21 protein-coding genes are annotated in these 23403 nt (G+C 49.6%); 9 read left to right on the plus strand and 12 right to left on the minus strand.

Going from position 1 to position 23403, the window contains the following annotated elements; all coding sequences use genetic code 11:
- Positions 1-104: 104 nt before the first annotated feature.
- Positions 105-929 carry an undecaprenyl-diphosphate phosphatase gene (locus NYE54_RS26225; RefSeq protein ID WP_339267300.1) on the minus strand — a complete coding sequence of 275 codons (825 nt, stop codon included), beginning with the start codon at positions 927-929 and terminating at the stop codon, positions 105-107.
- 69 nt (positions 930-998) lie between these two features.
- Positions 999-2432, minus strand: a complete 1434-nt coding sequence (locus NYE54_RS26230) for a bifunctional UDP-sugar hydrolase/5'-nucleotidase (RefSeq protein WP_339267302.1) — start codon at positions 2430-2432, stop codon at positions 999-1001.
- 113 nt (positions 2433-2545) lie between these two features.
- Between NYE54_RS26230 and moaD the strand changes: the two genes are divergently transcribed.
- Both moaD and NYE54_RS26240 read left to right on the plus strand, forming a co-directional pair.
- Positions 2546-3283, plus strand: coding sequence for a molybdopterin converting factor subunit 1 (gene moaD, locus NYE54_RS26235; RefSeq protein ID WP_339267303.1), 738 nt, complete (start codon positions 2546-2548; stop codon positions 3281-3283).
- An 87-nt stretch (positions 3284-3370) separates the two neighbouring features.
- A complete protein-coding gene (locus NYE54_RS26240) occupies positions 3371-4417 on the plus strand; it encodes an HD-GYP domain-containing protein (RefSeq protein WP_076324366.1) in 1047 nt (348 codons plus the stop codon).
- Between the two features lie 273 nt (positions 4418-4690).
- Here the strand turns inward: NYE54_RS26240 and sufB are convergent, their stop codons facing one another.
- From sufB to NYE54_RS26270, 6 genes are all read right to left on the minus strand, one after another.
- Positions 4691-6088 carry a Fe-S cluster assembly protein SufB gene (gene sufB / locus NYE54_RS26245; protein ID WP_215159049.1) on the minus strand — a complete coding sequence of 466 codons (1398 nt, stop codon included), beginning with the start codon at positions 6086-6088 and terminating at the stop codon, positions 4691-4693.
- Between the two features lie 33 nt (positions 6089-6121).
- Complete coding sequence (gene sufU, locus NYE54_RS26250) at positions 6122-6541, minus strand: Fe-S cluster assembly sulfur transfer protein SufU (protein ID WP_098748444.1); 420 nt, start codon at positions 6539-6541, stop codon at positions 6122-6124.
- Positions 6531-7751 (minus strand): cysteine desulfurase, encoded by a 1221-nt coding sequence (locus NYE54_RS26255; RefSeq protein WP_076324369.1) that lies wholly within the window; start codon positions 7749-7751, stop codon positions 6531-6533. The genes sufU and NYE54_RS26255 overlap by 11 nt, the downstream gene beginning before the upstream one ends.
- Entirely contained in the window at positions 7748-9052 is a 1305-nt protein-coding gene (gene sufD / locus NYE54_RS26260; RefSeq protein WP_076324370.1) for a Fe-S cluster assembly protein SufD, read from the minus strand. The genes NYE54_RS26255 and sufD overlap by 4 nt, the downstream gene beginning before the upstream one ends.
- 22 nt (positions 9053-9074) lie before the next feature.
- Positions 9075-9857, minus strand: coding sequence for a Fe-S cluster assembly ATPase SufC (sufC, locus tag NYE54_RS26265; RefSeq protein WP_076324371.1), 783 nt, complete (start codon positions 9855-9857; stop codon positions 9075-9077).
- Between the two features lie 446 nt (positions 9858-10303).
- On the minus strand, positions 10304-10780 hold the full coding sequence (locus NYE54_RS26270) for a Dps family protein (RefSeq protein ID WP_076324372.1): 477 nt from the start codon (positions 10778-10780) through the stop codon (positions 10304-10306).
- Between the two features lie 308 nt (positions 10781-11088).
- Between NYE54_RS26270 and mtnK the strand changes: the two genes are divergently transcribed.
- Positions 11089-12312, plus strand: coding sequence for an S-methyl-5-thioribose kinase (gene mtnK, locus NYE54_RS26275; RefSeq protein ID WP_339267309.1), 1224 nt, complete (start codon positions 11089-11091; stop codon positions 12310-12312).
- Positions 12309-13388: an S-methyl-5-thioribose-1-phosphate isomerase gene (mtnA, locus tag NYE54_RS26280; RefSeq protein ID WP_339267310.1), complete on the plus strand. Its 1080-nt coding sequence runs from the start codon at positions 12309-12311 to the stop codon at positions 13386-13388. The genes mtnK and mtnA overlap by 4 nt, the downstream gene beginning before the upstream one ends.
- Positions 13389-13561: 173 nt before the next feature.
- Here mtnA and NYE54_RS26285 read toward each other — a convergent pair whose 3' ends face one another.
- Positions 13562-13864 (minus strand): DUF1805 domain-containing protein, encoded by a 303-nt coding sequence (locus NYE54_RS26285; protein WP_076324375.1) that lies wholly within the window; start codon positions 13862-13864, stop codon positions 13562-13564.
- Between the two features lie 232 nt (positions 13865-14096).
- On the opposite strand from NYE54_RS26285, the gene NYE54_RS26290 reads away from it, so the two are divergent.
- On the plus strand, positions 14097-14636 hold the full coding sequence (locus NYE54_RS26290) for a hypothetical protein (RefSeq protein WP_339267312.1): 540 nt from the start codon (positions 14097-14099) through the stop codon (positions 14634-14636).
- Between the two features lie 86 nt (positions 14637-14722).
- Here NYE54_RS26290 and NYE54_RS26295 read toward each other — a convergent pair whose 3' ends face one another.
- On the minus strand, positions 14723-15103 hold the full coding sequence (locus tag NYE54_RS26295; protein WP_213643589.1) for a DUF423 domain-containing protein: 381 nt from the start codon (positions 15101-15103) through the stop codon (positions 14723-14725).
- Positions 15104-15314: 211 nt separating this feature from the next.
- Here NYE54_RS26295 and NYE54_RS26300 point away from each other — a divergent pair, with 211 nt between their 5' ends.
- From NYE54_RS26300 to NYE54_RS26315, 4 genes are all read left to right on the plus strand, one after another.
- Entirely contained in the window at positions 15315-15737 is a 423-nt protein-coding gene (locus NYE54_RS26300) for a hypothetical protein (RefSeq protein ID WP_076324378.1), read from the plus strand.
- A gap of 168 nt (positions 15738-15905) precedes the next feature.
- On the plus strand, positions 15906-17066 hold the full coding sequence (gene yhbH / locus NYE54_RS26305; protein ID WP_339267315.1) for a sporulation protein YhbH: 1161 nt from the start codon (positions 15906-15908) through the stop codon (positions 17064-17066).
- A 458-nt stretch (positions 17067-17524) separates the two neighbouring features.
- Positions 17525-19735 carry an acyltransferase family protein gene (locus tag NYE54_RS26310; RefSeq protein WP_339267317.1) on the plus strand — a complete coding sequence of 737 codons (2211 nt, stop codon included), beginning with the start codon at positions 17525-17527 and terminating at the stop codon, positions 19733-19735.
- 169 nt (positions 19736-19904) lie between these two features.
- Positions 19905-20741 carry a sulfurtransferase gene (locus tag NYE54_RS26315; RefSeq protein WP_339267318.1) on the plus strand — a complete coding sequence of 279 codons (837 nt, stop codon included), beginning with the start codon at positions 19905-19907 and terminating at the stop codon, positions 20739-20741.
- A 68-nt stretch (positions 20742-20809) separates the two neighbouring features.
- Here NYE54_RS26315 and NYE54_RS26320 read toward each other — a convergent pair whose 3' ends face one another.
- Together NYE54_RS26320 and NYE54_RS26325 are read right to left on the minus strand one after the other, a co-directional pair.
- Positions 20810-21835, minus strand: a complete 1026-nt coding sequence (locus NYE54_RS26320; RefSeq protein WP_339267320.1) for a hypothetical protein — start codon at positions 21833-21835, stop codon at positions 20810-20812.
- Between the two features lie 74 nt (positions 21836-21909).
- Complete coding sequence (locus NYE54_RS26325; protein ID WP_339267322.1) at positions 21910-23277, minus strand: HEAT repeat domain-containing protein; 1368 nt, start codon at positions 23275-23277, stop codon at positions 21910-21912.
- Positions 23278-23403: the final 126 nt, after the last annotated feature.

Below are 23403 nucleotides of genomic sequence, written 5' to 3' on the forward strand. Positions count from 1 at the left end.
CGTCACTTCCTCTGCTATTCTCAAACTTGTGTGGGATATAGCGTCTAGTCTTCAGTGGATCACGATACGAAGAAGCCGGATCTCCTCCTTGTGTCTCCTCCTGCTTATTGCATGATAAACAGCCAAAAAACGGCAGCGAGAACAAAACGGTAGATCGCAAAATGAGTAAGCCTTATCTTCTGTATGAGCTTCATGAAGGCCAAGACGACAAAATAAGCGACAACAAACGAAACGATAAATCCGGCAAGAAATACACCGATCGTATCTAAAGTAAAATATCGATAAGAATCCAGCAATTCATATCCGGATGCAGCACACATAATGGGAATTGCGATAATAAACGAGAAGTCGGCCGATGCCTTATAGCTCACACCGCTAAGCATCCCCCCGGAGATGGTGGATCCCGAACGGGAAAATCCCGGCCATAATACGGATATGATCTGGTAGACGCCAATCTGAAAGGCCTGTTTATATGTCAAGTCATCCATATCATGCGACGTCACTTGAACTTTATGTTTATTGTACCATTCTGCAAAAATCATAAAAATACCGCCGGCAACGAGTGCAAACAACACAGTCTGTGCATGGAACAGGCTCTTGATGAAATCCCTCGCAAAGAAAGCAACCAGCAGGGCCGGCGCAATCCCCAAAAAGATATGAATCAAATTCAATCGTCTTCGAGGCATCTTCTTGGTCAATGGTTCACTTCGGCTCCAGCCGAGCAGATTCAAAATCCGATTCCAGTAAACAATTGCGATCGCCATAATAGCGCCAAGCTGAATAACAACCTCAAACGTCTTCATGATCGGAGTTTGATCGTCGTAACCGAGCACCTTAGCCGTCAAGATCATATGGCCTGTGGAAGACACCGGAATGAATTCGGTCAGTCCTTCCACAATCCCCAGTATAATGGATGTGATAAAATCCATGATCCTTCCCCTCCTTACCTTTGTCCTCCTCATATGTATGCTCGGCCAAAGGAAGTTAGTCGGGGATTGTCAGGATAACCAGCGTGGAATCATGGACTCTTCAAGCGAACCGGGCCTCGAAAGCTCACTTCGCAGCAAGTCTCTAATAAACTCCGGCAGCATATATACCGTGTCCTTACCAAGTGACAACGACTCATATCCGATTTTGAAAGTGAACATGTCGAGTGTTCCCACCTTGTATTCTCGCTGCAGCTCTAGCGGTTGTCCCTTCATGGAGATATGCGTGATCTTGCGATAGGGCTCTCCGTTCTTGTCAAAGTGAATCTTCAAGCCATCGACAGCCAGGCCGCCTAATATATAACCGCGGAAGCCAAAGCCCAGTATCTTCTTCCCGCTGAACTCCTGGAGCAGGCTTTCCTCAAGTGCTTGATAAATATGTTCTCCGCGCAGCTTCACGACACAGGGATTAATCGGGGACGGACACAGGCCATGGAGCATGCCGGTACTGATCTCGCCCTCCGGCAGCGGTCCTAGCAGCTGCCCCGAGTTCACGATAGAAAAATCAGCATCCGTATGCTGCAGCACTGCCTGAGCCAGCAGGTTCGCAAACGGCGACTCCTCCTCATAGTGAATGGGCAGACTACGGTCAATAACGGCTACGGCCTCCGTTAATTTCTCCCTTGCCAGCTCATGGTGTTTCATGATCGCCTGCTCTACGATGGGTTCCATCAAGTTTTTATCCACGGGCAGCAGACTTCCCTCTATACAGGTAAAGCGATCTTCTGCATGATCGCGCTGCATGACAAGGCGACCTACGTATTGTCCGAACTTGCCTGCACCGCACACGGCAGTCTTCCCAATCATCAGAGGCTCCTCAAGGATGTGATGGGTATGACCGCCTAGAATAACATCAATCCCCTCAACATTTTCTGCTAATCTTTTATCAATCGTTAGTCCTAAATGGGATAAAACGATCATGATATCACACTGGCCCTGAAGCGCTCGCACTTGCTCAGCAATAGCCTGCACCGGATCTCCGGCTTCCCAGCCTAACAATTGATAAAATCCTGCAAAAGCAGCCGTTGCGCCGGTGAGCCCGATTCGAATGCCTTCTCGTTCCAGGATCACATGCGGCTTCATCCATGAAGGAGGTTTACCGCTCTTTGTCTCGCTTATGTTGCAGCACACAACGGGACACTGCAGTCCGGCATATACACTCTCCAGAACATCATACGAAATGGTGAGCCCTTCGTTATTGCCAATCGTGATGGCGTCGTATCCTGTCAAATTAATGACATCCACATTGGCTTGGCCCATCGTGCCTTCAGTTTCCACCGATGCCCGGTCCATATGATCACCGATATCCAGCACAATTGCCTTATCACCGGCAACCGCCTTTTCCCGGGAAATAAGTGCCGCCACATTACTCATCATTTCAAAATGGCTGTGAATATCGTTGGTATACAATATCGTCAGCTTCTGCTGGTTGCTTCCTAACCCCATCTGGCGGCCCCCTCCCCATGTTCGTTATTCCATAATTTCCGGTCTTACAAGCATAACATTTTAGCGAAGAATATGGTATATTGTAGCCCATAAGAATTACGAGGTGATGAAGAATGTCAACAACCATTTCTATATTATTATTTGCAGGATTAGCTGATCGAATCGGCACAGCTTCACTTACATTTAACGTACCGGGCTTTCCCCTTACAGCCGGGGAATTGAAGCTGCTTCTTAGCGGGGCTTATCCTGATGTCCAATCCCAGATTTCCACGGCTTTCGTCGCGGTAAATCAAGAGTATGCGTTATCGGATCAGCTTATTCAAAGCGGTGACGAGGTAGCTCTGATTCCACCTGTGTCCGGCGGTGACGGAACCGCCCCGCAAGACTCCGGATCCAGGTCCTCGGCAGATGGGAAGTGCTCTATATCCTACGACCAGCTGTCCGTAGAAGCAACCATTGCCAAAGTTCATGATGATAATCATGGAGCAACGCTTTCCTTTGTAGGTACAACGCGAGAGATGACCGGCCAGATGCGAACGGTTACGCTGGAGTATGAAGCATATATCCCGATGGCGCTAAAAGAGATGCAGCAAATATGCGCTGACATTTTTCGACAATGGCCCGGCACGCAATGTGCGATTTCCCACCGTATCGGTACGGTCGGTATTGGGGAAACCAGTGTTGTTATCGCTGTATCCTCCCCGCATCGGAATGCATGTTATGAGGCCAGCCGTTATGCCATCGAACAATTGAAGCGATCCGTCCCAATCTGGAAAAAGGAGATCTGGGACGATGGTTCGGAATGGAAAGGACCGCAGACCGGACCCTGGGACCCAACCGTTAGGCAATAAGTCATGATTACACATTGTAAAACCATAATTTTCTTGCTAAGATAGTTTTGATCTTTTTACTTATATAAGGGCAAGAGGTGCAATGATTTGAGAGTACATGTCACGGACCTGATACCCGGTGATCAAATGCAGGATGATGCTTACAACACAAACGGCGTTCATGTTCTACAAAAAGGAGCAACCCTTCGTTTAGAGGATATATCCAAGCTATTGCAGCACGGTATCGATTACATAGAAATAAACCCACGCAAACTGTCCGTATCCCTCGATTCATCATCTGAAATTTCAGATTCATACAACAAGGTTAAACCCCATTTCAATCTTGCATTTGACGGGTGCTCCACCTTATTTACCGAAGCGTCACAAACCGGTAAATTCAATGAGTCCGTTGTGGATGATGTTTTCAAACCCTTAGTCGGCTCTCTGAATGAGCATACGGATGTGGTCTCCTTGCTTCTGCTTTTTAATGGTAAAGATGATTATACCTACAGGCACTCCATTCAAGTAGGAATGTTATCGTACTATATCGCGGATTGGATGGGTTACTCCGACAAGGAAGCTTATGAAATCGGCAAAGCGGGCTATCTCCATGATATCGGCAAAAGCAAGATTCCAAGGAATATACTGGACAAGCCAGGGAAGCTGACTTCTGAAGAATATGAGAAAGTGAAGCTGCATACCATCTATGGTTACGAGATGATCTCCGAATCCATGGAAGATAAGGTCACCGCTATGGTCGCACTCCAGCACCATGAACGGGATGATGCTTCCGGCTATCCACGAGCGCTCCGTGCAGACCAGATTCATCCATACTCTCATATTTGCGCTGTAGCCGATGTATATAGCGCGATGACAACGAACCGGGTCTATCAATCCAAGCAGCAGCTGTTAACCGTACTTCGGGAGCTATATCGTCTTAGTTTCGGTAAACTGAACGGCAAGCCGACGCATGCCTTCATCCAGCAGATGCTGCCGAACTTTATCGGTAAAAAGGTTCTGCTGACGACCGGTGAATCCGGCAGTATCGTCATGAACAATCCTTCGGATTACTTCCGTCCGCTCGTGAAGACTGAGGATCGATTCATCGACCTCTCCAAGGAATATAATACCGAGATCCAAGAGATTCTTCTGTAACCGGCCTTTTCGCCTAAGACCCCTTATGAATAACTCATATAACCGCCAGACTAGTATGCTGGCGGTTTTTTCGCGCGTTTTTGTGACATTTCTCACATCATCTCACTCTTGATTTCTGGCAAAATAAAAGGTGTATCCTATCGAGACGAGCTCACGCAACTATAAAGGTCACAATGAATCAACATAATATAAACAATCCAAGCATCCCCAGCATAAAAAAGGGGCAGACCACTCGTGCCCGAGTGATTTGCCCCCTGTGTATATAAGAACTATTTAGCCGATACTTCCTTCCATCTCGAACTTGATGAGACGGTTCATCTCAACCGCATACTCCATCGGGAGTTCTTTGGTGAACGGCTCGATGAAGCCCATAACGATCATTTGCGTAGCTTCAGACTGGCTAAGGCCACGACTCATGAGGTAGAACAATTGTTCCTCGGACACCTTGGATACGGTCGCTTCATGCTCCAGCGTAATGTTGTCATTCTTGATCTCGTTGTAAGGAATCGTATCAGACGTCGATTCATTATCGAGGATGAGTGTATCACACTGGATGTTGGCTTTCGCGCCTTCTGCATTGCGACCGAAGGAAGCCAGTCCACGGTATGTTACTTTACCGCCATGCTTACTAATGGACTTGGATACGATCGTAGAAGTCGTGTCCGGTGCCAAGTGAATCATTTTGGCTCCTGCATCCTGATGCTGGCCTTTGCCTGCTACAGCGATGGACAATACCATCCCTTTTGCACCGCGACCCTTCAGAATAACGGCAGGATATTTCATTGTCAGCTTGGAACCGATGTTGCCGTCCACCCATTCCATTGTTGCATTCTCTTCAGCAACGGCACGCTTGGTCACGAGGTTGTAGATGTTCGGCGCCCAGTTCTGAATGGTTGTATAGCGAACGCGTGCATTCTTTTTACAGATGATCTCTACTACCGCACTATGAAGCGAGTTCGTGCTGTAGATCGGAGCCGTACATCCTTCTACGTAGTGCACGAAGCTGTCTTCGTCTGCAATGATCAGCGTACGTTCGAATTGGCCCATGTTCTCGGAATTGATACGGAAATACGCTTGCAGCGGAATTTCACATTTCACGCCTTTTGGAACATAGATGAAGCTTCCGCCAGACCATACGGCACTGTTCAGTGCAGCGAATTTGTTATCCGTTGGAGGCACCACTGTTGCAAAGTATTCTCTCAAGATCTCAGGATGCTCTCTGAGAGCTGTATCGGTATCCATGAAGATAACGCCTTGATCCTCAAGATCCTTTTGCATGTTATGGTAAACAACTTCGGATTCGTACTGTGCGGATACACCCGCAAGGAACTTCTGCTCTGCTTCCGGAATACCCAATTTATCAAAGGTTTCCTTGATCTCAGTAGGAACTTCCTCCCAAGTCTTGCCTTGCTTGTCGGAAGGTCTTACATAGTACTGGATATCGTTGAAATCCAGCTCGTCGAGATCGCCGCCCCAGCGAGGCATTGGCATTTTCTCGAACTGCTCCAGTGATTTCAAACGGAATTCCAGCATCCATTCCGGCTCGTTCTTGATTTTGGAAATTTCCGTTACGACTTCACGCGTCAAACCTTTGCCAGTTTGAAAAATAGCTTTGTGCTCGTCACGGAAACCATATTTATATTCTCCAATTTCTGGTGCTTTTTTAGCCATTTAACTTACCTCCCTATCGATCTATTGATTCACTTACTTCGCGTCTATTCCTTTTCGGAGTGCGTTCCACGCAAGAGTTGCGCATTTAATGCGTGCAGGAAACTTGTTAACACCGGATAGGGCTTCAATATCCTCGTACTCGTCAAAATCTACAGCCTCGCCTTTCATAAGGGAGGAGAACCGATCCGCCAGACTTATCGCTTCATCCAGCGTTCTGCCTTTTACAGCGTCCGTCATCATCGAAGCGGAAGACATGCTGATGGAGCAGCCTTCCCCTGTATATTTGGCATCGGCTACTACGCCGTTCTCTACCTTAAGCTGCAAGGAAATGCGATCTCCGCAAGTCGGATTGTTCAAATCGATGGTTACTGCATCGTCTTCAAACTTGCCGCGATTGCGGGGGTTCTTATAATGATCCATGATGACACGTCTGTACAAATCGTCAAGTTGCATCGCCAAAATACTCCTTTGTCTGGATTAAGGCGCTAACTAATCGATCAACGTCCTCTTCTGTATTATACAGATAAAAGCTCGCGCGTGCCGTAGAGGATACTTTTAACCAACGCATAAGCGGTTGACAGCAATGATGTCCTGCACGAATAGCAATCCCCTGTGCATCCAGCACGGTTGCCACGTCATGCGGGTGAACGTCGCCAAGGTTAAATGTAACGAGGCCTACTTTACGCTCACGGGGACCGTAAATGGAAATGCCTTCGATCTCGGAGAGGCGGTTCATGGCGTAAGCCGCAAGCTGCGATTCATGCTGCTCGATGGCATCCATTCCGATTTCCTCCAGGAAATCGATGGCAGCGCCCAAACCGACAGCCCCTGCAATGATAGGCGTCCCTCCCTCAAACTTCCAAGGGAGCTCCTTCCAGTTCGACTCGTACAATCCAACATCATTGATCATTTCTCCGCCGAATTCGATCGGCTCCATTGATTCCAGCAGCGCCTTCTTGCCGTATAATGCGCCGATACCTGTTGGAGCGCACATCTTATGGCCGGACAAAGCGTAGAAATCGCAATCCAGGTCCTGGACGTCCACTTTCATATGCGGTGTGCTCTGCGCACCATCCACCACAATGACGGCACCGTGGCGGTGCGCGATTTCCGCCATTTGTTTCACGGGATGTACAACGCCCATCACGTTGGATACGTAAGCGATGGCTACAACCTTGGTCCGTTCGGTAACGAGTGCCTCTACATCTTCGACACGGATCGTGCCGTCAGGCTGCAGAGGAATATATTTCAGCGTAGCGCCAACGGCGATAGCCGCCTGCTGCCACGGTATGAGATTACTGTGATGCTCCATTTCCGTCAGGACAATTTCATCCCCAGGACCGCACACAGAGCGCGCGTAGGACGAAGCTACCAGATTTAGGGCCGTCGTCGTACCGCGGGTGAAAATAATTTGCTCCGAACTCTCGGCATTAATAAAACGGGCAACCTTCTCCCTGGCTCCTTCATAAGCATCAGTAGCACGGCTGCCGAGTGTATGAACCCCGCGATGTACATTGGAGTTCTCCCACTCGTAGTACCGCTTGATAGCATCTATGACCACCTGCGGCTTTTGCGATGTCGCGGCATTGTCGAGATATACCAGCGGATGTCCGTTGATCTCCTGATGAAGAATGGGAAATTGCTCACGGACAGAGGCGATCATTGTCCCAGCTTCCTTTCAACGAGCCCCTGCAGTTGGTCGCGAAGTCCCTCAAGCGGAATTTCGCTGACTACCGGAGCCAGGAAGCCGTATATAATCAAGGATTCTGCTACGGTACGCGAAATACCACGGGACATCAGGTAGTAAATTTGCTCCTGATTCACTTGTCCTACGGACGCTGCGTGTCCAGCTGTTACATCATCCTCGTCAATCAACAGAATCGGGTTCGCGTCACCGCGAGCTTTCGGGCTGAGCATCAGCACACGCTCGGTCTGTTGTCCGTCCGCCTTCGTTGCACCCTTCTCGATCTTGGTAATTCCGTTGATGATGGCTTGTGCCTCTTCGCGCATAACCGCACGGGTAATCATCTGGGATTCGGAGCTCTTGCCATAATGCTTCGCTCGCGTGGTGTAGTTGAGCTTCTGGGATCCGGAACCTACCGCGATGACTTTTGCATCAGATGTCGAGCCGTTGCCCTTTAGGATACTCATGGTATCGCTAGCTGTATCGCCATTGTTCATTTCACCAACGATCCACTCGATCGAAGCGTCATTGTCCAGCATCGCACGACGGAATGTAACATCGGTTACTTCCCCAGCCAATTGGTGAACGGAAGCATAACGCACCTTTGCGCCATTGTTGGCGAATACTTCCACTGCTCCGTTATGGGTCAACGGTGCTGCCAGAGAATCCGATACGTAGTTGTCTACATAAGTGATCTGACTGTTCGCTTCAGCTACGATCAGCACATGCGGAGCAAATGTTGCTTCGGCATCATCCGTCAGCATCACCGCCTGCAGAGGTACATCGACCTCCACATTCTTAGGAACATAGAGGAACACCCCACCGTTCCATACAGCAGCATGCAGAGCGGCCATCGAATGCTCGTCATTCTTAAGCGCTTGATGCAGATAAGGTTTAACCAAATCCGCGTGTTCTTTAACCGCTGTTTCCAAATCGGTGAAAATCACGCCTTTGGCGGCAAGTTCCGGAGCCAGACTTACATATACGGTTCCCGAGTTGCGTTGAATAACCAAGCCGCCTTCTCTTGAACCTTCGACAAGTTTGGCTACCTGTTCTGGCAATTCGTCAAGGGAAGCAAGTTTGTTGCTCTCTTTATATTCACCATAGCTTTGGATGTTCCAGCGCTCGATGCGTTGTTTCTCCAGCTTGGGCAGTTCCAACTGGCCAGCCAGTTCCAGGGAAGCCAAACGGCTGTCTGTCAGCCAGGCCGGTTCCTGTTTACTTTCGGACAATGCCTTCAGAGCCTCAGCGTTGACCGGAAGAATGGTTTGTGTAGTCATATCGTTTCCTCCTCCCGTCTATTTACGCGTCTTGACCTACAGTTTCATCAGTAATGCCCAGCTCTTCCTTAATCCAGTCATAACCTTCTGCCTCCAGGCGCTGTGCCAGTTCAGGGCCGCCGGATTTTACGATACGTCCTTGCATCATCACATGAACGTAATCTGGAGTGATATAGTTAAGCAAACGTTGATAGTGGGTAATAATCAAGAAACCGCGTTCCTCGGATTTCATGGCATTGACACCGTTCGCCACAATTCTCAAAGCATCGATATCAAGACCGGAGTCGATCTCGTCAAGCACGACGATTTTCGGATCCAGCATCATCATTTGCAGGATTTCGTTACGTTTCTTCTCACCACCGGAGAAACCTTCGTTCAGGTAACGGTGAGCGAACTCAGGATTCATCTCGAGCTCCTTCATTTTGCCTTCCATTTGACGAATGAACTTGATTAGGGAAATCTCATTGCCTTCACCCCGGCGTGCGTTGATGGAACTGCGCAGGAAATCGGAGTTCGTAACGCCGGCGATTTCGCTTGGATATTGCATGGCCAGGAACAGACCTGCGAGGGCGCGCTCGTCAACTTCCATCTCCAGCACGTCTTCATCGTTAAGGAATACTTTACCTTCTGTAACTTCATATTTAGGATGCCCCATCAACGCGGAAGCCAAAGTACTTTTGCCTGTACCGTTTGGTCCCATGATGGCATGAACTTCTCCGCCCTTCATCTCAAGGTTGATACCTTTAAGAATCTCCTTGCCTTCGATTGTTGCTTTCAATCCTTCAATGACAAACTTGGTTGACATATTAGATTCCCTCCGTTGAATAGGTAGTGTATTGTTGTCCTATATGATAACAGGATTGGACGCCCTGATTTCATAAAACAAAAAATAATTATTTATTTATAATCATTCTAAACTGATTATCAATGATTCTCAAGCCATTTTATAATAAAATATGACGTATTTCAACCGGACAAGCGTTTTGCAGACAACATTCAGATAACCGTAACAATTAAAAAACAGGCATGACCGATAGACCGGCCAAGCCTGTTTCGTTCGCCCTGTTCCCCTTCATATGTGCTTGTTGCCCCCGAGAGTCATTACGGCATCCGGCAACGGCGTTTATCGCGCGTTGACAGACGGTGCTCAGGTCAACAGCATGAGCTAAAAGGCACGCGGCAAGGTAACCGGTACCCTCAGCTCTTGCAAATACTAAGGAAAGAACAGGCATCATTCTGTTGTATCACGCTTTATCCAAGGAACGAACGCAGCATCCACATATGCTTCTCAAGATCAGCCTTAAACCCGGTGAACATGTCCGCTGTTGGCGCATCTCCGGCTTCCTCGGCCATTTCGATGCCTTCCGCCAGCTCCTCGGATACGGTTGCAAAGTCTTCAATCAAGGCTTGTACCATGCCGCGGGTATCCTCGTTGCCTGAAGCCTCCTGGACCGTTGCAAGTTCCAAATATTCTTTCATCGTTGCAGCCGGTTTGCCTTTAATCGACAGCAGGCGCTCCGCAACCTCATCCATTTTAAGCGTAACTTCATCATACAATTCTTCGAATTTAACATGAAGGGAGTAGAATTGCTCTCCGGTTACATACCAGTGATAATTGTGGAGTTTGACATAGAGCACGTTGAAGTTCGCAACCTGTTGATTCAACAATTGCTCCAGACTTGCGTTCTTCGTTTTTCCTGCAGCTTTGCCAGATGTAGTTTTTGCCATGGTTAATCCCTTCCTTTTCTATATGAAATGCACCCTGTACTGCTTCAAAGGAACATTCGGCAGAGCGGTGTATACCCATTGTAACTGGTACCATCTGCTAATGCCATTCCTTCCTTAATATATGAGTACATCCTGTGCTTGGGCGTCTATTTGTAGTTTACCCTTAGGACTACGAAGCGAATCAGTTTCGCAAACCTTTCGTCTTGCCAAAAAATTATACAAAATTCGCGAAAAAACGTTATACTAGGTAATACCAAGCAAAAAAGTTGGCTTTGTTTTTCTTCTATTATATTTGGGGGTGACCATCCATGTCTGCATATCATCCGTTGAACGCGGAAGAAGCTATACAATTAGCTAAAAGTATACCGGGCCGGTTCCCGGACCATGCCGAGCTCGAATGCCGCGAAATCGGCGACGGCAATCTCAATCTGGTGTTTCATGTCACCGCCAAAAATACAACTGATAGTATCATTATCAAGCAAGCTGTTCCTTATGCAAAAGTTGTAGGCGAATCCTGGCCGCTGTCTCTCGACCGGGCCCGCATCGAACGTCTCGCGCTGGAGACAGAGTACTCCATTTGCCCCGACCTCGTGCCCAAAGTATACGGTTATTCGGATGAGCTCGCCTACACGGTAATGGAAGACCTGAGCGAGTATACCATCATGCGCAAAGGCCTGATCGAAGGCAATGCCTATCCGAAGTTCGCAGAGCATATTGGCCGCTTCATGGCCAGAACCCTGTTCTACACGTCGGATCTGGGGATGAACCAACAGAAGAAGAAGGAACTTGCCGGCCGCTTTGTCAATCCGGATTTATGCAAAATCACCGAAGATTTAATCTTCGAAGATCCATACCGCGAATCCACCAATAACAATTATGCGCAGAGCATCGCCGATGAAGCCGAAGCCCTCCGTGCCGACCTGCCGCTTCACTTTGAAGTCGCGCTGCTTCGGGAGAAGTTTCTGACTCATGCACAGGCTCTGCTGCACGGGGATCTGCATACAGGCAGCATCTTCGTCACGCCGGAATCGACCAAGGTCATCGACCCGGAATTTGCTTATTTCGGCCCGATGGGATTCGATATCGGTGCGGTCATCGGCAATCTGCTGCTCAACTATGCGGCGCAGCCGGGCTGGAGTCAGGACGAGCATACGATGGCGGCCCAGGAAGCCAGACTCCTCGAGATGGCAAGCGACGTGTGGACCCACTTCGAGAACAACTTCCGCATGCTGTGGAACGATGATCTCTTGGACGAAATGTCCCGAACACCAGGTTATCAGGACCATTATGTATCACAGATTTTGAAGGACACCGCAGGATTCGCAGGCTGCAAAATGATCCGGCGCATCGTCGGATTGTCCCATGTTGCAGACATTGACACCATACCCGATGATAAGGCCAGAGAAGCTGCGCAGCGCAAAGCGCTTGCCATCGGCAAAAATCTCGTGCGTCATCATCGCAGCATCAAGTCCTTTGAGGACATTTTAACTTTGATCACACAAGCAACTACAGGAAATGAGGTATCGATATGAGCGGTATGACTACCGGCAATGCCAGCACCTATGAACCGCTAAGCTCGGTTTATTGGGGGGGAGACCATCTGGTCCTACTGGACCAGCGTTTACTCCCGGAAGAGATCGTCTATCTCCAACTCTTCACACCGGAGGAAGTCTGGGAAGGCATTCACTCCATGAAAGTCCGCGGCGCGCCGGCTATCGGCATCGCGGCAGCATTCGGCGCGGTCCTTGGCGGCATGCAGGTTGAAGCCAGCGATAACGAGGGATGGCTGCAGCAAGTCGTAAAAACTTGCGCTTATCTCGCCACTTCCAGACCGACGGCCGTCAATCTGTTCTGGGCGCTGGACCGTATCAAGCTTGCGGCTGAGAAGCTGGCAGAATCGAAACTGGATACGGCCGGACTGAATGCATCGCTGCTCGCCGAAGCCGAGGCTATTCGGGCCGAGGACGAGGATGTATGCCGCCGCATCGGCGAAAACGCGCTGCCGTTCTTCAAAGAGGGTATGGGTGTGCTTACCCACTGCAACGCGGGCGGACTGGCGACTGCCAAGTACGGGACCGCACTGGCACCGATGTACCTCGCTCATGAGCAAGGGATGAACATCAAGGTGTTCGCCGATGAGACAAGACCTGTCCTGCAAGGCGCGCGTTTAACTGCTTTTGAACTCCAGCAGGCGGGGATCGACGTGACACTGCTGGCAGATAACATGGCCGCCATGGTCATGTCCAAAGGGTGGATACAAGCGGTGATCGTCGGTACGGATCGCGTTGCCGCAAACGGTGATGTCGCCAATAAGATCGGTACGTACGGGGTCGCGGTTCTGGCTAAAGCTCACGGCATTCCTTTCTACGTGGCGTGCCCGCTGTCCACGATTGATCTGAATACGAAGACAGGTGCCGATATTCCGATTGAGGAGCGTCCTGCGGAAGAGATCACGGAAGGTTTCGGCAAGCGCACAACCCCGCAAGGCGTAAAAGTGTACAACCCTGCCTTCGACATTACGCCGAATGAGTATGTGACAGCGATCATTACGGAAAAAGGCGTCGTGCAGGCTCCTTATCATGAGAGCTTAAAAAGCTTGTTCGAATAGCCGCCATATCCGAATGTTTTATGGCATCATAAAACGGACAAACGGCCCTCCAGCCGTATTGTCCGTGTTTTTTTGCGGTTTGCATGTTAGTGCATTTAGAGTTGATACTTTCTTATCTCTAAAAAAAGAGCGATCCGCACGGGAATCACTCTTGTAACGTAAGGATACATGACTCATAACATGCGTAGGATCGCATCCTTGCCAGCCAAGCCAGGATGAATGCCCCATTTCTCCGCCTCCAGGGTTACCGATTCCAGCGGCGCCTCCAGCAGTTGCTCCAATGTGCGAACCCCTACGGCTCTTCCTGCGATAATCTTGCGGTCCGCAAGCTTTTCGTTAAGAAGGCCCACATCGAGTGCACCGCACATAATATAGCCGCGGGAAGTGTATACGGCCAGCAGCGTTGTTTTCGGAAGCTGTACCTCGACGCCCATAACAATATGTCCTTCAATATCGATCGGCAGTAAAGTCACCAATATCAACAAACCTCCCCTCGCGTCGGCTTAGAATTATGTTTATTCTTTTGCAACCGACATGGTGCGAATGTCTCTGATATTATGCATTCCAACCTACGTATATGGTGCGAATGACTCGTAAGTCAATAGAATAAAGATGAAATACATATGACATTAGGACTATTATTATTCGAAAATTATGGTATATTTGATTCAGTAGAAAACATGTGAAAGCTGGTGAATGATAAAAGCTATGAACACAATTCCTGTCACCGATGATAACGGCTTTTTATTCAACGTTGATATTCTGGTCAAGAGTTCCTCCAACGCACTGGCTTTGCAATATTTGCTAGAGATGCTGAACGACAAGGCTGAAGTCGTCGATTTCCGGGTTAAGTCCGGAATGGAACTTGGAGAAATTATCAACACCTTGGTTCAAGCCAAGAAAGATTCCGTTATTAGCAAAGCTTCCGGGAAGATGGCTTCTGCCGCTTCTCAGAAAGAGAAACCTGCGCCGCCTGCGGCATCCTCGCCGGAAAAAAAGATCGCTGCAAGCGTACCCCCTGTCCAAACTCCACTCACCGGAAGTGATCCTTTCGAATGGATTAAAGTATACAGTAAGGACAATCGCCTTGTTCGCCTGACAACCAACCGCCACGGTAAGCAGACAAGTCTGCCCTGCCGGATTCTCAACTATGATGAAAGCAATTTCCTGGTCAACGTTTATCATGTCGATGAGAAACAGGTGTATACCTTCAAGCTCAATGAAATTGACGAATTTAGCGTCAGCTGAGTCGGTATCACATCAACGGAATCCATTTTAAAAAAAACGGCTTCGCCGCCCCATAAGAAGGGATCGGTGAAGCCGTTTTTTTAACATCAGGCATTTTTTCGGGAGAGCGCGGAAGACATCAGCATCAGCCAGCCCACGATAAAGGAGACACCGCCGATCGGCGTGATCGCCCCAAGCCACTTGATGCCGGATATACTTAACACGTAGAGACTTCCGGAAAATATGACGGTTCCCGCGATGAATAAAGTCCCTGCCCAGAACAGCTTCCGGGATTCGCCCAGAACCTTCGCCACAATCCCCGCAATCAGCACCGCAAGTCCGTGAATCATATGATAATGAACTCCGGTCTCATAAATGGCAAGTTCGTCCGGCGTAATCTTATCCTTCAGCATATGGGCACCGAATGCCCCGATAGCGACAGACAATGCCATCAGGATCGAACCCCATGCAATGAATCTACGACTCATGCCTTTTCAACCCCTTTTGTCAGTGGACACCCGTGTCCTTATGTAATCAAATTAAGTTTAACGGATTCGAAGAAGCTTTTCCACCGGCATGCAAGCGCTTTGGACTTGATTTCAGGGCCATTTTGTGAAAGATTAATAAGGATGTCTTTTTATTGAAGACCCACATGTACCTATTAGAGAATGAATTCTTAAGTTAGGAGCGATTAAACACATGGATCAACAATCACCTTCCTCCCCATCCGAGGACCAAGGTTCACCCAAACGACCTAAAACCACATTTATTCCACCCGAGGACAGAAAAAACTCTCGCTTCGGCATCGCCTCATTCATACTGTCGATCGTGACGCTGCTCGGGTATATTCTACTCGGCGCACTCGGCACAACGATGATTGAGCCTTACATGACGGAGAATGGACCGATCCTTGAGCCGACTCAGGAAACGCTGGAAGCGATGACCACGCTGGCGGCCGTGTTCATCCTCGTCATGGTCATTAATATCGTCGGCTTGGTGCTTGGCATTGTAGGCTGCTTCTCCAAAACGCGCAAGCGTGTCGTCGCCGTCATTGCAACCATCGTGAACGGCGTAGTCATTATCACAATCGGAGCCCTTTTCCTATTCGTATTAAGTGCTTAAGGAGCACCACTTCGAGACACTTGCCTGATTCATCTTTAGGTTAAGTGTCTTTTTCATGACAAACCCGGATTCATTACTCACATATCGCTCTTTCTCCCGAATATAATGAATTACTACAGCCGAAAAGACGGCAACCGAGTCAAGGCTGCACTTGGGAGGTGACTGTCCATGCAAAATGAAGACGCTCTGTCGTTTGTCGTATCTCGTGAAGACTGGTCGCTGCACCGCAAAGGCTACCAGGATCAGGTACGTCATCAGCATAAAATCCGTGAAGTCATCAAACGCAACCTGCCCGACCTTATTACCGAGGAAAACATTATTCTGTCCGACGGAAAGCAGATCATTAAAGTTCCGATCCGGAGCCTTGACGAATACCGTTTCATCTATAACTACCAAAAGCAAAAGCATGTCGGTCAGGGCGACGGTGACAGTCAGGTTGGGGACGTCCTGGGACGCGACCCTTCGTCAGCCCAGCCCGGTAGGGGGGAATCGGCCGGCGATCAGGCAGGGCAGGACATCGTGGAAACCGAGGTCAGCCTGGAAGAACTGGAGAATATGCTGTTTGAGGAACTGGAGCTCCCGCTGCTGCAGCCTAAGGATAAAGAGCAGATCGAAACAGAATCCATCGTTTTCAACGACATCCGCAAAAAGGGCATCATGTCCAACATTGACAAGAAGCGCACCATCCTGGAGAATCTGCGCCGCAATGCCAAAGACGGCAAACCCGGCATCCACGGCATCAGTCCGGACGACCTGCGTTACAAGACTTGGGACGATACCGTCATTCCGGAGTCCAATGCGGTTATTATCGCCATGATGGATACGTCCGGGTCCATGGGCTCCTTTGAGAAATACTGCGCGCGCAGCTTTTTCTTCTGGATGACCCGTTTCCTCCGCAAACAGTACGAGAAAGTAGAAATCGTGTTTATCGCCCACCATACCGAAGCAAAAGAAGTGACCGAGGAAGAGTTCTTCACGCGAGGTGAAAGCGGCGGAACCATATGTTCATCCGCTTATCAGAAGGCGCTTGATATTATCCATCACCGTTATCCCCCTTCCCAATACAACATTTATCCCTTCCACTTCTCCGACGGCGATAATCTCACGTCCGATAATGAACGATGCGTCAAACTCATCGGCGAGCTGCTGAAGGTAAGCAACATGTTCGGTTACGGTGAGGTCAATCAATACAATCGCAGCAGCACACTGATGTCGGCCTATAAGAATATCAAGCTGGACCAATTCATGTACCATGTCATTAAAGACAAAGGGGAAGTCTACGAGGCGCTCAAAACCTTTTTTCGTAAACGGCAAGGAGCCGCCATCTAATCCATATACTATATTGTTCAAAGGAAAATCATGGATATTTAATCATCCAGATATTGGAGGAGGCTGGGACCTCCTCTTTCTTATGGCCTGCGGCGATACAGTTAACAGACCGTTACCGAAGCATGGATATACCAAACATAAAGGCTTGTCATTTCAAATGAAAAATCTGTCTTATTATTGACATCACAATGTAGCCGTAGGTTCATTTTTTTGTCACCTTCTGTTTTTCCAAGGATGGTAGTATTAGCTATGACATCTTGTTGCAGGATATTACAGGATTCGATATGCGTCTCCTTAATTTAAGATATCCTCCTATAAAGGAAAGGGAAGGTTTACCATGTTCCAAATGACACATTCACTATTCAGCACCCAGACGTTTGAGAATATGTCCTACATATTATCGCAGCGGCTGTTACAGGGCGGCATAAGCGCAGATCCTTCGAAAGGAGCGATCTCCCGTGCCAGCATCAGATAAGCCACGTTCACACTACATGCCCGGTCTCGATGGGCTTAGGGCCCTCGCCTTGATCGGAGTGATGGGATACCACTGGAGTTTTGGTTTTGCAGGCGGTGGTTTTCTCGGAGTAAGTTTATTCTTCGTACTGTCCGGGTATCTCATTACCGATATTCTCGCATCGCAATGGCATCACCAGCGCCGGATCGATCTGAAAGATTTCTGGATACGAAGGTTCCGGCGGCTCCTGCCGGCCATGCTGCTCATGCTGTTCATCCTTGTGGTATGGGTTACGCTGTTTGACCGATCGCGACTAGCTACGCTCCGGAGTGAGGTGCTCGGCGCCGTTACATACATAAGCAACTGGCAGTTTATTTTTCAACAGCAATCTTATTTCGAATCATTTGGCCCACCTTCTCCACTGGGGCATTTCTGGTCGCTTGCCGTGGAAGAGCAGTTTTACTTACTGTGGCCTTTGATCATGTTAGCGGTTCTCAAGCTATTCCCCCGCAGGGGACAGCTGTTCACTTTCATTACTGCCGGAGCCGCGATTTCGGCTTTGGCCATGGCGGTGATCTATCAGCCGGGAGATGATCCAAGCCGGGTCTATTATGGAACGGATACCCGAGCGTTTGGTCTGCTCATTGGAGCTGGGCTGGCTGTCGTATGGCCCAGTTGGAAGCTGTCCACCCCTGTTTCAAGGGCTACCCGGCGCAGACTCAATGTGACAGGCGCCGCGGCAATGCTTATCATACTCTCCATGATGTGGCAGGTGGACCGTTACGATTCGTTCCTGTATCAAGGAGGCATGTTTCTCTTCTCTCTTGCCGCCGCCGTCCTCGTTGCGGTGTTGGCGCACCCAGGAGCTTCGATCAGCCGCTTGTTAAGCTGGAAGCCCCTGTTATGGATCGGCGTTCGATCCTATGGAATTTACTTATGGCATTACCCGGTGATGATCCTGACCTCACCTGCATCCGGTGCAAGCGATCTGAGTTTGCCTCAGGTTGCACTGCAAATCGCGGCAAGCGTTCTGCTGGCCGCCCTATCCTGGAAGTATGTTGAAGAACCGATACGACATGGCGGACTGAAGAAATTATGGTTTAAGGCCCGATCCATTCGGCGCCGTTCAACTTCGATTTCGTTAAGAGGCTGGGTCGTGTCGATAAGCTCGCTAATTCTAATCGGCGTTTTTTGCTCGGGGATGATGAGCAGTGTATCCTCTGCGAGAACGGTAGGTGATATCGCTGCCATGCTAAACCTCGATGATCCTGCCCCGGAAGAACCGGACCAGACTGAAGGTGGAGAGACCGGAGCGATGGAGCCACCACAAGATCAATCGCCGCTTCCTGCAGACACGAACGGGAAAGTACCCCCGCCTCCTACCGACGCGAAGCAGCCTGGTGTTGTGAAGAAGCCAAACTCCGATGAAGAAGCGGATCAACTGCCGATTCCGGATGGAGCAACAGGGTCTGGCAATGACGATGCTGGCGGGGACGAAGAGCCGGACCATCCTGTTGGATATGACGTTGACAACAAAGATGAGCCAACCGACGCAGGGAACGGAAGCTCCGATAAGGCTGATTCCGGGAAAACAATCCCGGATCAACCGAATGAAGATAAAGCTGATAAACCTGGTGAGGATAAGGCTGATAAGCCTGATCCATCCAAGGACGCGGCAACCGAAACGACAGGCGGAAAGAGCAATCCTACGAAGCCAACGAATAAGCCTCAAAATCCTCCGGTATCCAAGTCCGCCATCACGGCCATTGGAGATTCGGTCATGCTCGGGGTATCCCCTTATCTGGAGAAATCGCTGCCCGGCATTCACATCGATGCGGTAATAGGCCGCCAAATGCGTCAGGCCGATGACCTGATTCCCGTTATGAAAGCCCAGAACCGGATAGATGGCGGCATTATCGTCATCGGGCTGGGAACCAACGGCGCTTTCTCGAAAAAGGATCTGGATTCTCTTCTGCGTCCGCTGGATTCAGCTAAGCAAATTCTGCTTATCAACACACGGGTTCCACGTGATTGGGAACAGAACGTAAACGGCATGCTGGCAAAAGCGGCTGCCCAGAACCCGAAGGTTACGCTGGTGGATTGGTATTCAGCCAGTAAGGATCATCCGGAATACTTCCGGTCTGACGGCGTCCATCTGGAGCCGGAAGGTGCCGAAGCTTACACGTCCATGCTGCTTCAAGCCATCAAGAAATAAAGCGTTTATCCTGATTCTTGCCATTATTCATTCTCATATCGTCGACCTGATCTCATCCTTCTATGAGACAGGTCGACTTTTTAGTTATATACGTAATCGGAAGCAGCAATATGATATAATTCGGTTACTTAATCTCATTATTTCTTAATAGAAGGCGGTGTCCTGGCATATGAACAATATCGTGACAATGAAATGGCTGCTGGCCAGACTCTATGAACCGGATCTGGTCATCGTTGACTGCCGTTTTGCCCTCGGCAAGCCGGAAAGCGGCCGAGCCGCTTACGAGGAATCGCATATTCCCCGTGCCGTTTACCTTGACTTGGAGAAGGACCTCTCCTCTCCTATCACCCAACATGGCGGACGCCATCCTCTACCGGACCTGGATCAGCTTGCACAGCGTCTCGGCCAGTCCGGTATTCAGGAGAGCAGCCGCGTCGTCATCTATGACGACCAGGGCGGAGCCATGGCCAGCCGTCTATGGTGGCTGCTGAAATACACCGGGCATGAACAGGCTTATGTGATGGATGAAGGATTTACAGCTTGGAAGAATGCCTCGTATCCTATAACGGGTGAACAACCGATCGTCATTCCGGTACCATATGAAATCAACCTTAAGCCCGATAAATTGGTCCTCGTAGATGAGGTGCGCGAGGCTTCGCAGCATGGTAACAAAACGCTCATCGATTCACGCGAACCACGTAGATATGCCGGAGCTCAGGAGCCTTTGGACACCAAGGCAGGACATATTCCGGGGGCGGTGAACTACTTCTGGAAGGGGGTCTTGGACACCTCTGGACATTGGAAGGATGCTGGCGCGCTTCGCGAGCATTTTACCAATATCCCGCAAGATGCCGAGATTATCGTATACTGCGGCTCCGGCGTCACTGCTTGTCCGAACGTGCTTGCCCTGGAAGAAGCTGGGTACGGCAACGTGAAGCTGTACGCGGGCAGCTGGAGCGATTGGATCAGCTACGAGGAGAATCCGGTGGCGACTGGAGAGGAATAAAAGATTGAATTCGGCAAAAAGCCCGCTACCATAGCGGGCTTTTTGCCGATTTTATAGCATCTGCACTCTTACATCAGTCTCCCTGATAGATGCTCAAGAGCCATCGATTGTATCCGCTTCTCCTCGGCGATATTCTCATAGAGAAGATGCTCTTTGCCCGCTTCAGCCATTCGCTTGCGCATGGCGGCAATGCGGCCTTTTCCGGTATCGATAAACCGGAAGTCTACCTGCCGCAGGCAATCCATATCCGCCAAGCTGTCCAAGGCTTCCGCTTTGATCCTTGTAGGGATCTCCTTTAACATCAGAACCTCCAACCGGTCCGCGGTCCACAAGTTCCCGATCTCCTGCAAGGATTTCATGTAATCCAGTTCAAGCTGCCGGAGATTTCGCATATGCGAGAAATCGCACAAGCGCTCGACTTTCGGCAGCGACAAGTGAAGGAAAACCAAATGATCCAATACCGCCAGGGCATCGATATTCGTCAGATTTCGGACGGCAGAGAGCCTCAGCATACTTATATTGGAGCTAGCCAGCACTTCCAGCGAACCGTTCAAAGTACAGCTGTCTATGGCCAGATACTTCATCAGCGGCAAATCCACGACAAAATCCAGCTGGTCGATCGGGCAGTTCAGGACCAGCGTATCCAGCCGAATGCAGTCCGCTATCGCAGATAGATCATCAAATTTGCCACTAAGCTCAAGGTATTTTAAAAACTTGTAATTCCGGATAAAGTCGAGATTTTGCGTTTTGGGCGAGCGTATCTTTAGAAATTCCATTCGATCCATTGCAGCCAGCCTATTCAAATCCTGTTGCTGTTTGAGATCCAGGTGCAAAGCAGCAACAAATTTCAATCCTGAAAGTGTCTCCAAAAATTCCTCCCTATAACGACCTTTCGCCTCTGCATGATAGATATGCAATATCAAGTCCGGACGCTTGGAGAACACCTGTTCATCCAGCTTCAGCAGATCTTCCGCTTTGTCTGCCCCAACAACAAAACCGATCGTAGCACGGTTCCGTAGTTGTTTGACGGCACTGTCCATCTTGTCCGTGCTCCAGGGAACCCCGCTCATCGATGCTGTCCACGGTTCGCTCATACCGCTCGCCTCCGTTTCTTTGAAAGGAATTAAAGTTCTATAAGAAAAAAAACCATTTGAGCCTCATGCCACCATTAAAGACCCACTATCTTCTTCAACATGCCCCGCACATGCGTGCATTCTGTCGGAATCTCTCTTTCGACCTCCTCTAATGAGGCAAAGGCGAATTCCTCCAGCCGCACCTTGATATAGGAGCGGATGTAATCCTTGTTGGTCTTATGCTTACGCAGCAGCTGTTCATAGATTTCCATCAATCCGGGATCGGTGACCTCCCCCAGTGCCTGCAGTGCGGTATACTGCACACGTACTTCTTCGTCTTCCAGGGCCCGAATAAAATCCGGCAAATAATTCGCCTTGTCCGCTGATTTTCCAGCCAGATAAACAGCCTGAATACGAACCTCCAGGTTAGGGTGCTTGAAAAAAGGAATGAGCAGCGGTAGCGGCTCCACCCCGGCCTCGTACAGAAGCTTACTGCAGAGTCGGAATGCCTCCTCATTCAGTTCCTGCGGGAGCAGAGCTAGCAGTTCGTCCATAAAGCGCCTCTCCCCCTGCGGCATATACCGTTTGATCAGCTGCATGCCCAGCAGCCGCGCCGCGGGGTCCTGACTATGCAGCGTCCTCCGGATGAGTGGATCGGCACGGTCAAAATCCATTTTGGCCAGTACTTGCAAAGCCAGTCTTGGAATATTCGCCGGGCCCCTCTTATATTGATTGACTAGAAAATCTGCAGTTTCCGGTGCAATGGATGGCAGTTTAAGCATGCCTTCCAAAGCCTCGAACCGGGTATATTCTTCCCGTTCAGTATGGTACAGCTTCATCAAGGCCTGGGCATCCCCTCCTCTTCGCCGCCCAAACCAGGCGCTCTCATAGCCAGCTATGGTCTCATCCAGCCAGCGTTCATACCAATCCAGAAAATGCTCTTCATATGTGAAAAAGAATCGGGTTTGATCTAGATCAAGATACACAACTTTTCCGCGGTATTCTCCGGTAACGATCAGCATCGTCTCATAGCCGCACCACTGTTCTCCGATATTCAGCAGGCCCTGGCACCACTCAGCCATAGCCTCATCGTACGCCTCATCGTCTATATCATCATCAAGACAAAGTTTCGTCATCCTTCCAGCCGCTTGATCCTCCCTAGCTGCAGATCGGAGTACTGAGGGTTCATGAATCCGTTCCAGCCCAATCACCTGCTTCTTCCCAAGCGGATGAATGCCGTAATAGGGACCAGCTCCTCCATTTCCAATCTCAGTAAGAAAAACCCTGTACGCATCCGGAAGCTTAACGCCATGCTGCTGCTCAAACTGCATAAGCTCTGCCTGACTCAACGGCTCATACAACCGGTATTGGTGTATACGCGCACCGAATACCTGACAGTTCGGATCTGCGGCAGCCGCCTGTTTCAGCTTTTCACGAACTCGCAGCACCTGCTCGCCATACATTCTGATCACTCCTTAGATATCCATATAATCAATCGTTTTTCGTCACGGCAATGTCCGTCTAGGCTTTTTCAGACAGCCATCGACATGAAGCCTGTCCGCATCCACGTTCTACCCTTTGATCCGACC

It is taken from the genome of Paenibacillus sp. FSL K6-1330 (assembly GCF_037976825.1).
In the GTDB taxonomy this organism is placed as follows: domain Bacteria; phylum Bacillota; class Bacilli; order Paenibacillales; family Paenibacillaceae; genus Paenibacillus_AQ.

What these genes read in the sequence shown, in the direction of transcription:
- NYE54_RS26225 (WP_339267300.1), bottom strand. Translation starts at nt 929, where the DNA reads ATGGATTTTATCACATCCATTATACTGGGGATTGTGGAAGGACTGACC.
- NYE54_RS26230 (WP_339267302.1), bottom strand. Translation starts at nt 2,432, where the DNA reads ATGGGGTTAGGAAGCAACCAGCAGAAGCTGACGATATTGTATACCAAC.
- moaD (WP_339267303.1), top strand. Translation starts at nt 2,546, where the DNA reads ATGTCAACAACCATTTCTATATTATTATTTGCAGGATTAGCTGATCGA.
- sufB (WP_215159049.1), bottom strand. Translation starts at nt 6,088, where the DNA reads ATGGCTAAAAAAGCACCAGAAATTGGAGAATATAAATATGGTTTCCGT.
- sufU (WP_098748444.1), bottom strand. Translation starts at nt 6,541, where the DNA reads ATGCAACTTGACGATTTGTACAGACGTGTCATCATGGATCATTATAAG.
- NYE54_RS26255 (WP_076324369.1), bottom strand. Translation starts at nt 7,751, where the DNA reads ATGATCGCCTCTGTCCGTGAGCAATTTCCCATTCTTCATCAGGAGATC.
- sufD (WP_076324370.1), bottom strand. Translation starts at nt 9,052, where the DNA reads ATGACTACACAAACCATTCTTCCGGTCAACGCTGAGGCTCTGAAGGCA.
- sufC (WP_076324371.1), bottom strand. Translation starts at nt 9,857, where the DNA reads ATGTCAACCAAGTTTGTCATTGAAGGATTGAAAGCAACAATCGAAGGC.
- NYE54_RS26270 (WP_076324372.1), bottom strand. Translation starts at nt 10,780, where the DNA reads ATGGCAAAAACTACATCTGGCAAAGCTGCAGGAAAAACGAAGAACGCA.
- mtnK (WP_339267309.1), top strand. Translation starts at nt 11,089, where the DNA reads ATGTCTGCATATCATCCGTTGAACGCGGAAGAAGCTATACAATTAGCT.
- mtnA (WP_339267310.1), top strand. Translation starts at nt 12,309, where the DNA reads ATGAGCGGTATGACTACCGGCAATGCCAGCACCTATGAACCGCTAAGC.
- NYE54_RS26290 (WP_339267312.1), top strand. Translation starts at nt 14,097, where the DNA reads ATGAACACAATTCCTGTCACCGATGATAACGGCTTTTTATTCAACGTT.
- NYE54_RS26295 (WP_213643589.1), bottom strand. Translation starts at nt 15,103, where the DNA reads ATGAGTCGTAGATTCATTGCATGGGGTTCGATCCTGATGGCATTGTCT.
- NYE54_RS26300 (WP_076324378.1), top strand. Translation starts at nt 15,315, where the DNA reads ATGGATCAACAATCACCTTCCTCCCCATCCGAGGACCAAGGTTCACCC.
- yhbH (WP_339267315.1), top strand. Translation starts at nt 15,906, where the DNA reads ATGCAAAATGAAGACGCTCTGTCGTTTGTCGTATCTCGTGAAGACTGG.
- NYE54_RS26315 (WP_339267318.1), top strand. Translation starts at nt 19,905, where the DNA reads ATGAACAATATCGTGACAATGAAATGGCTGCTGGCCAGACTCTATGAA.
- NYE54_RS26320 (WP_339267320.1), bottom strand. Translation starts at nt 21,835, where the DNA reads ATGAGCGAACCGTGGACAGCATCGATGAGCGGGGTTCCCTGGAGCACG.
- NYE54_RS26325 (WP_339267322.1), bottom strand. Translation starts at nt 23,277, where the DNA reads ATGTATGGCGAGCAGGTGCTGCGAGTTCGTGAAAAGCTGAAACAGGCG.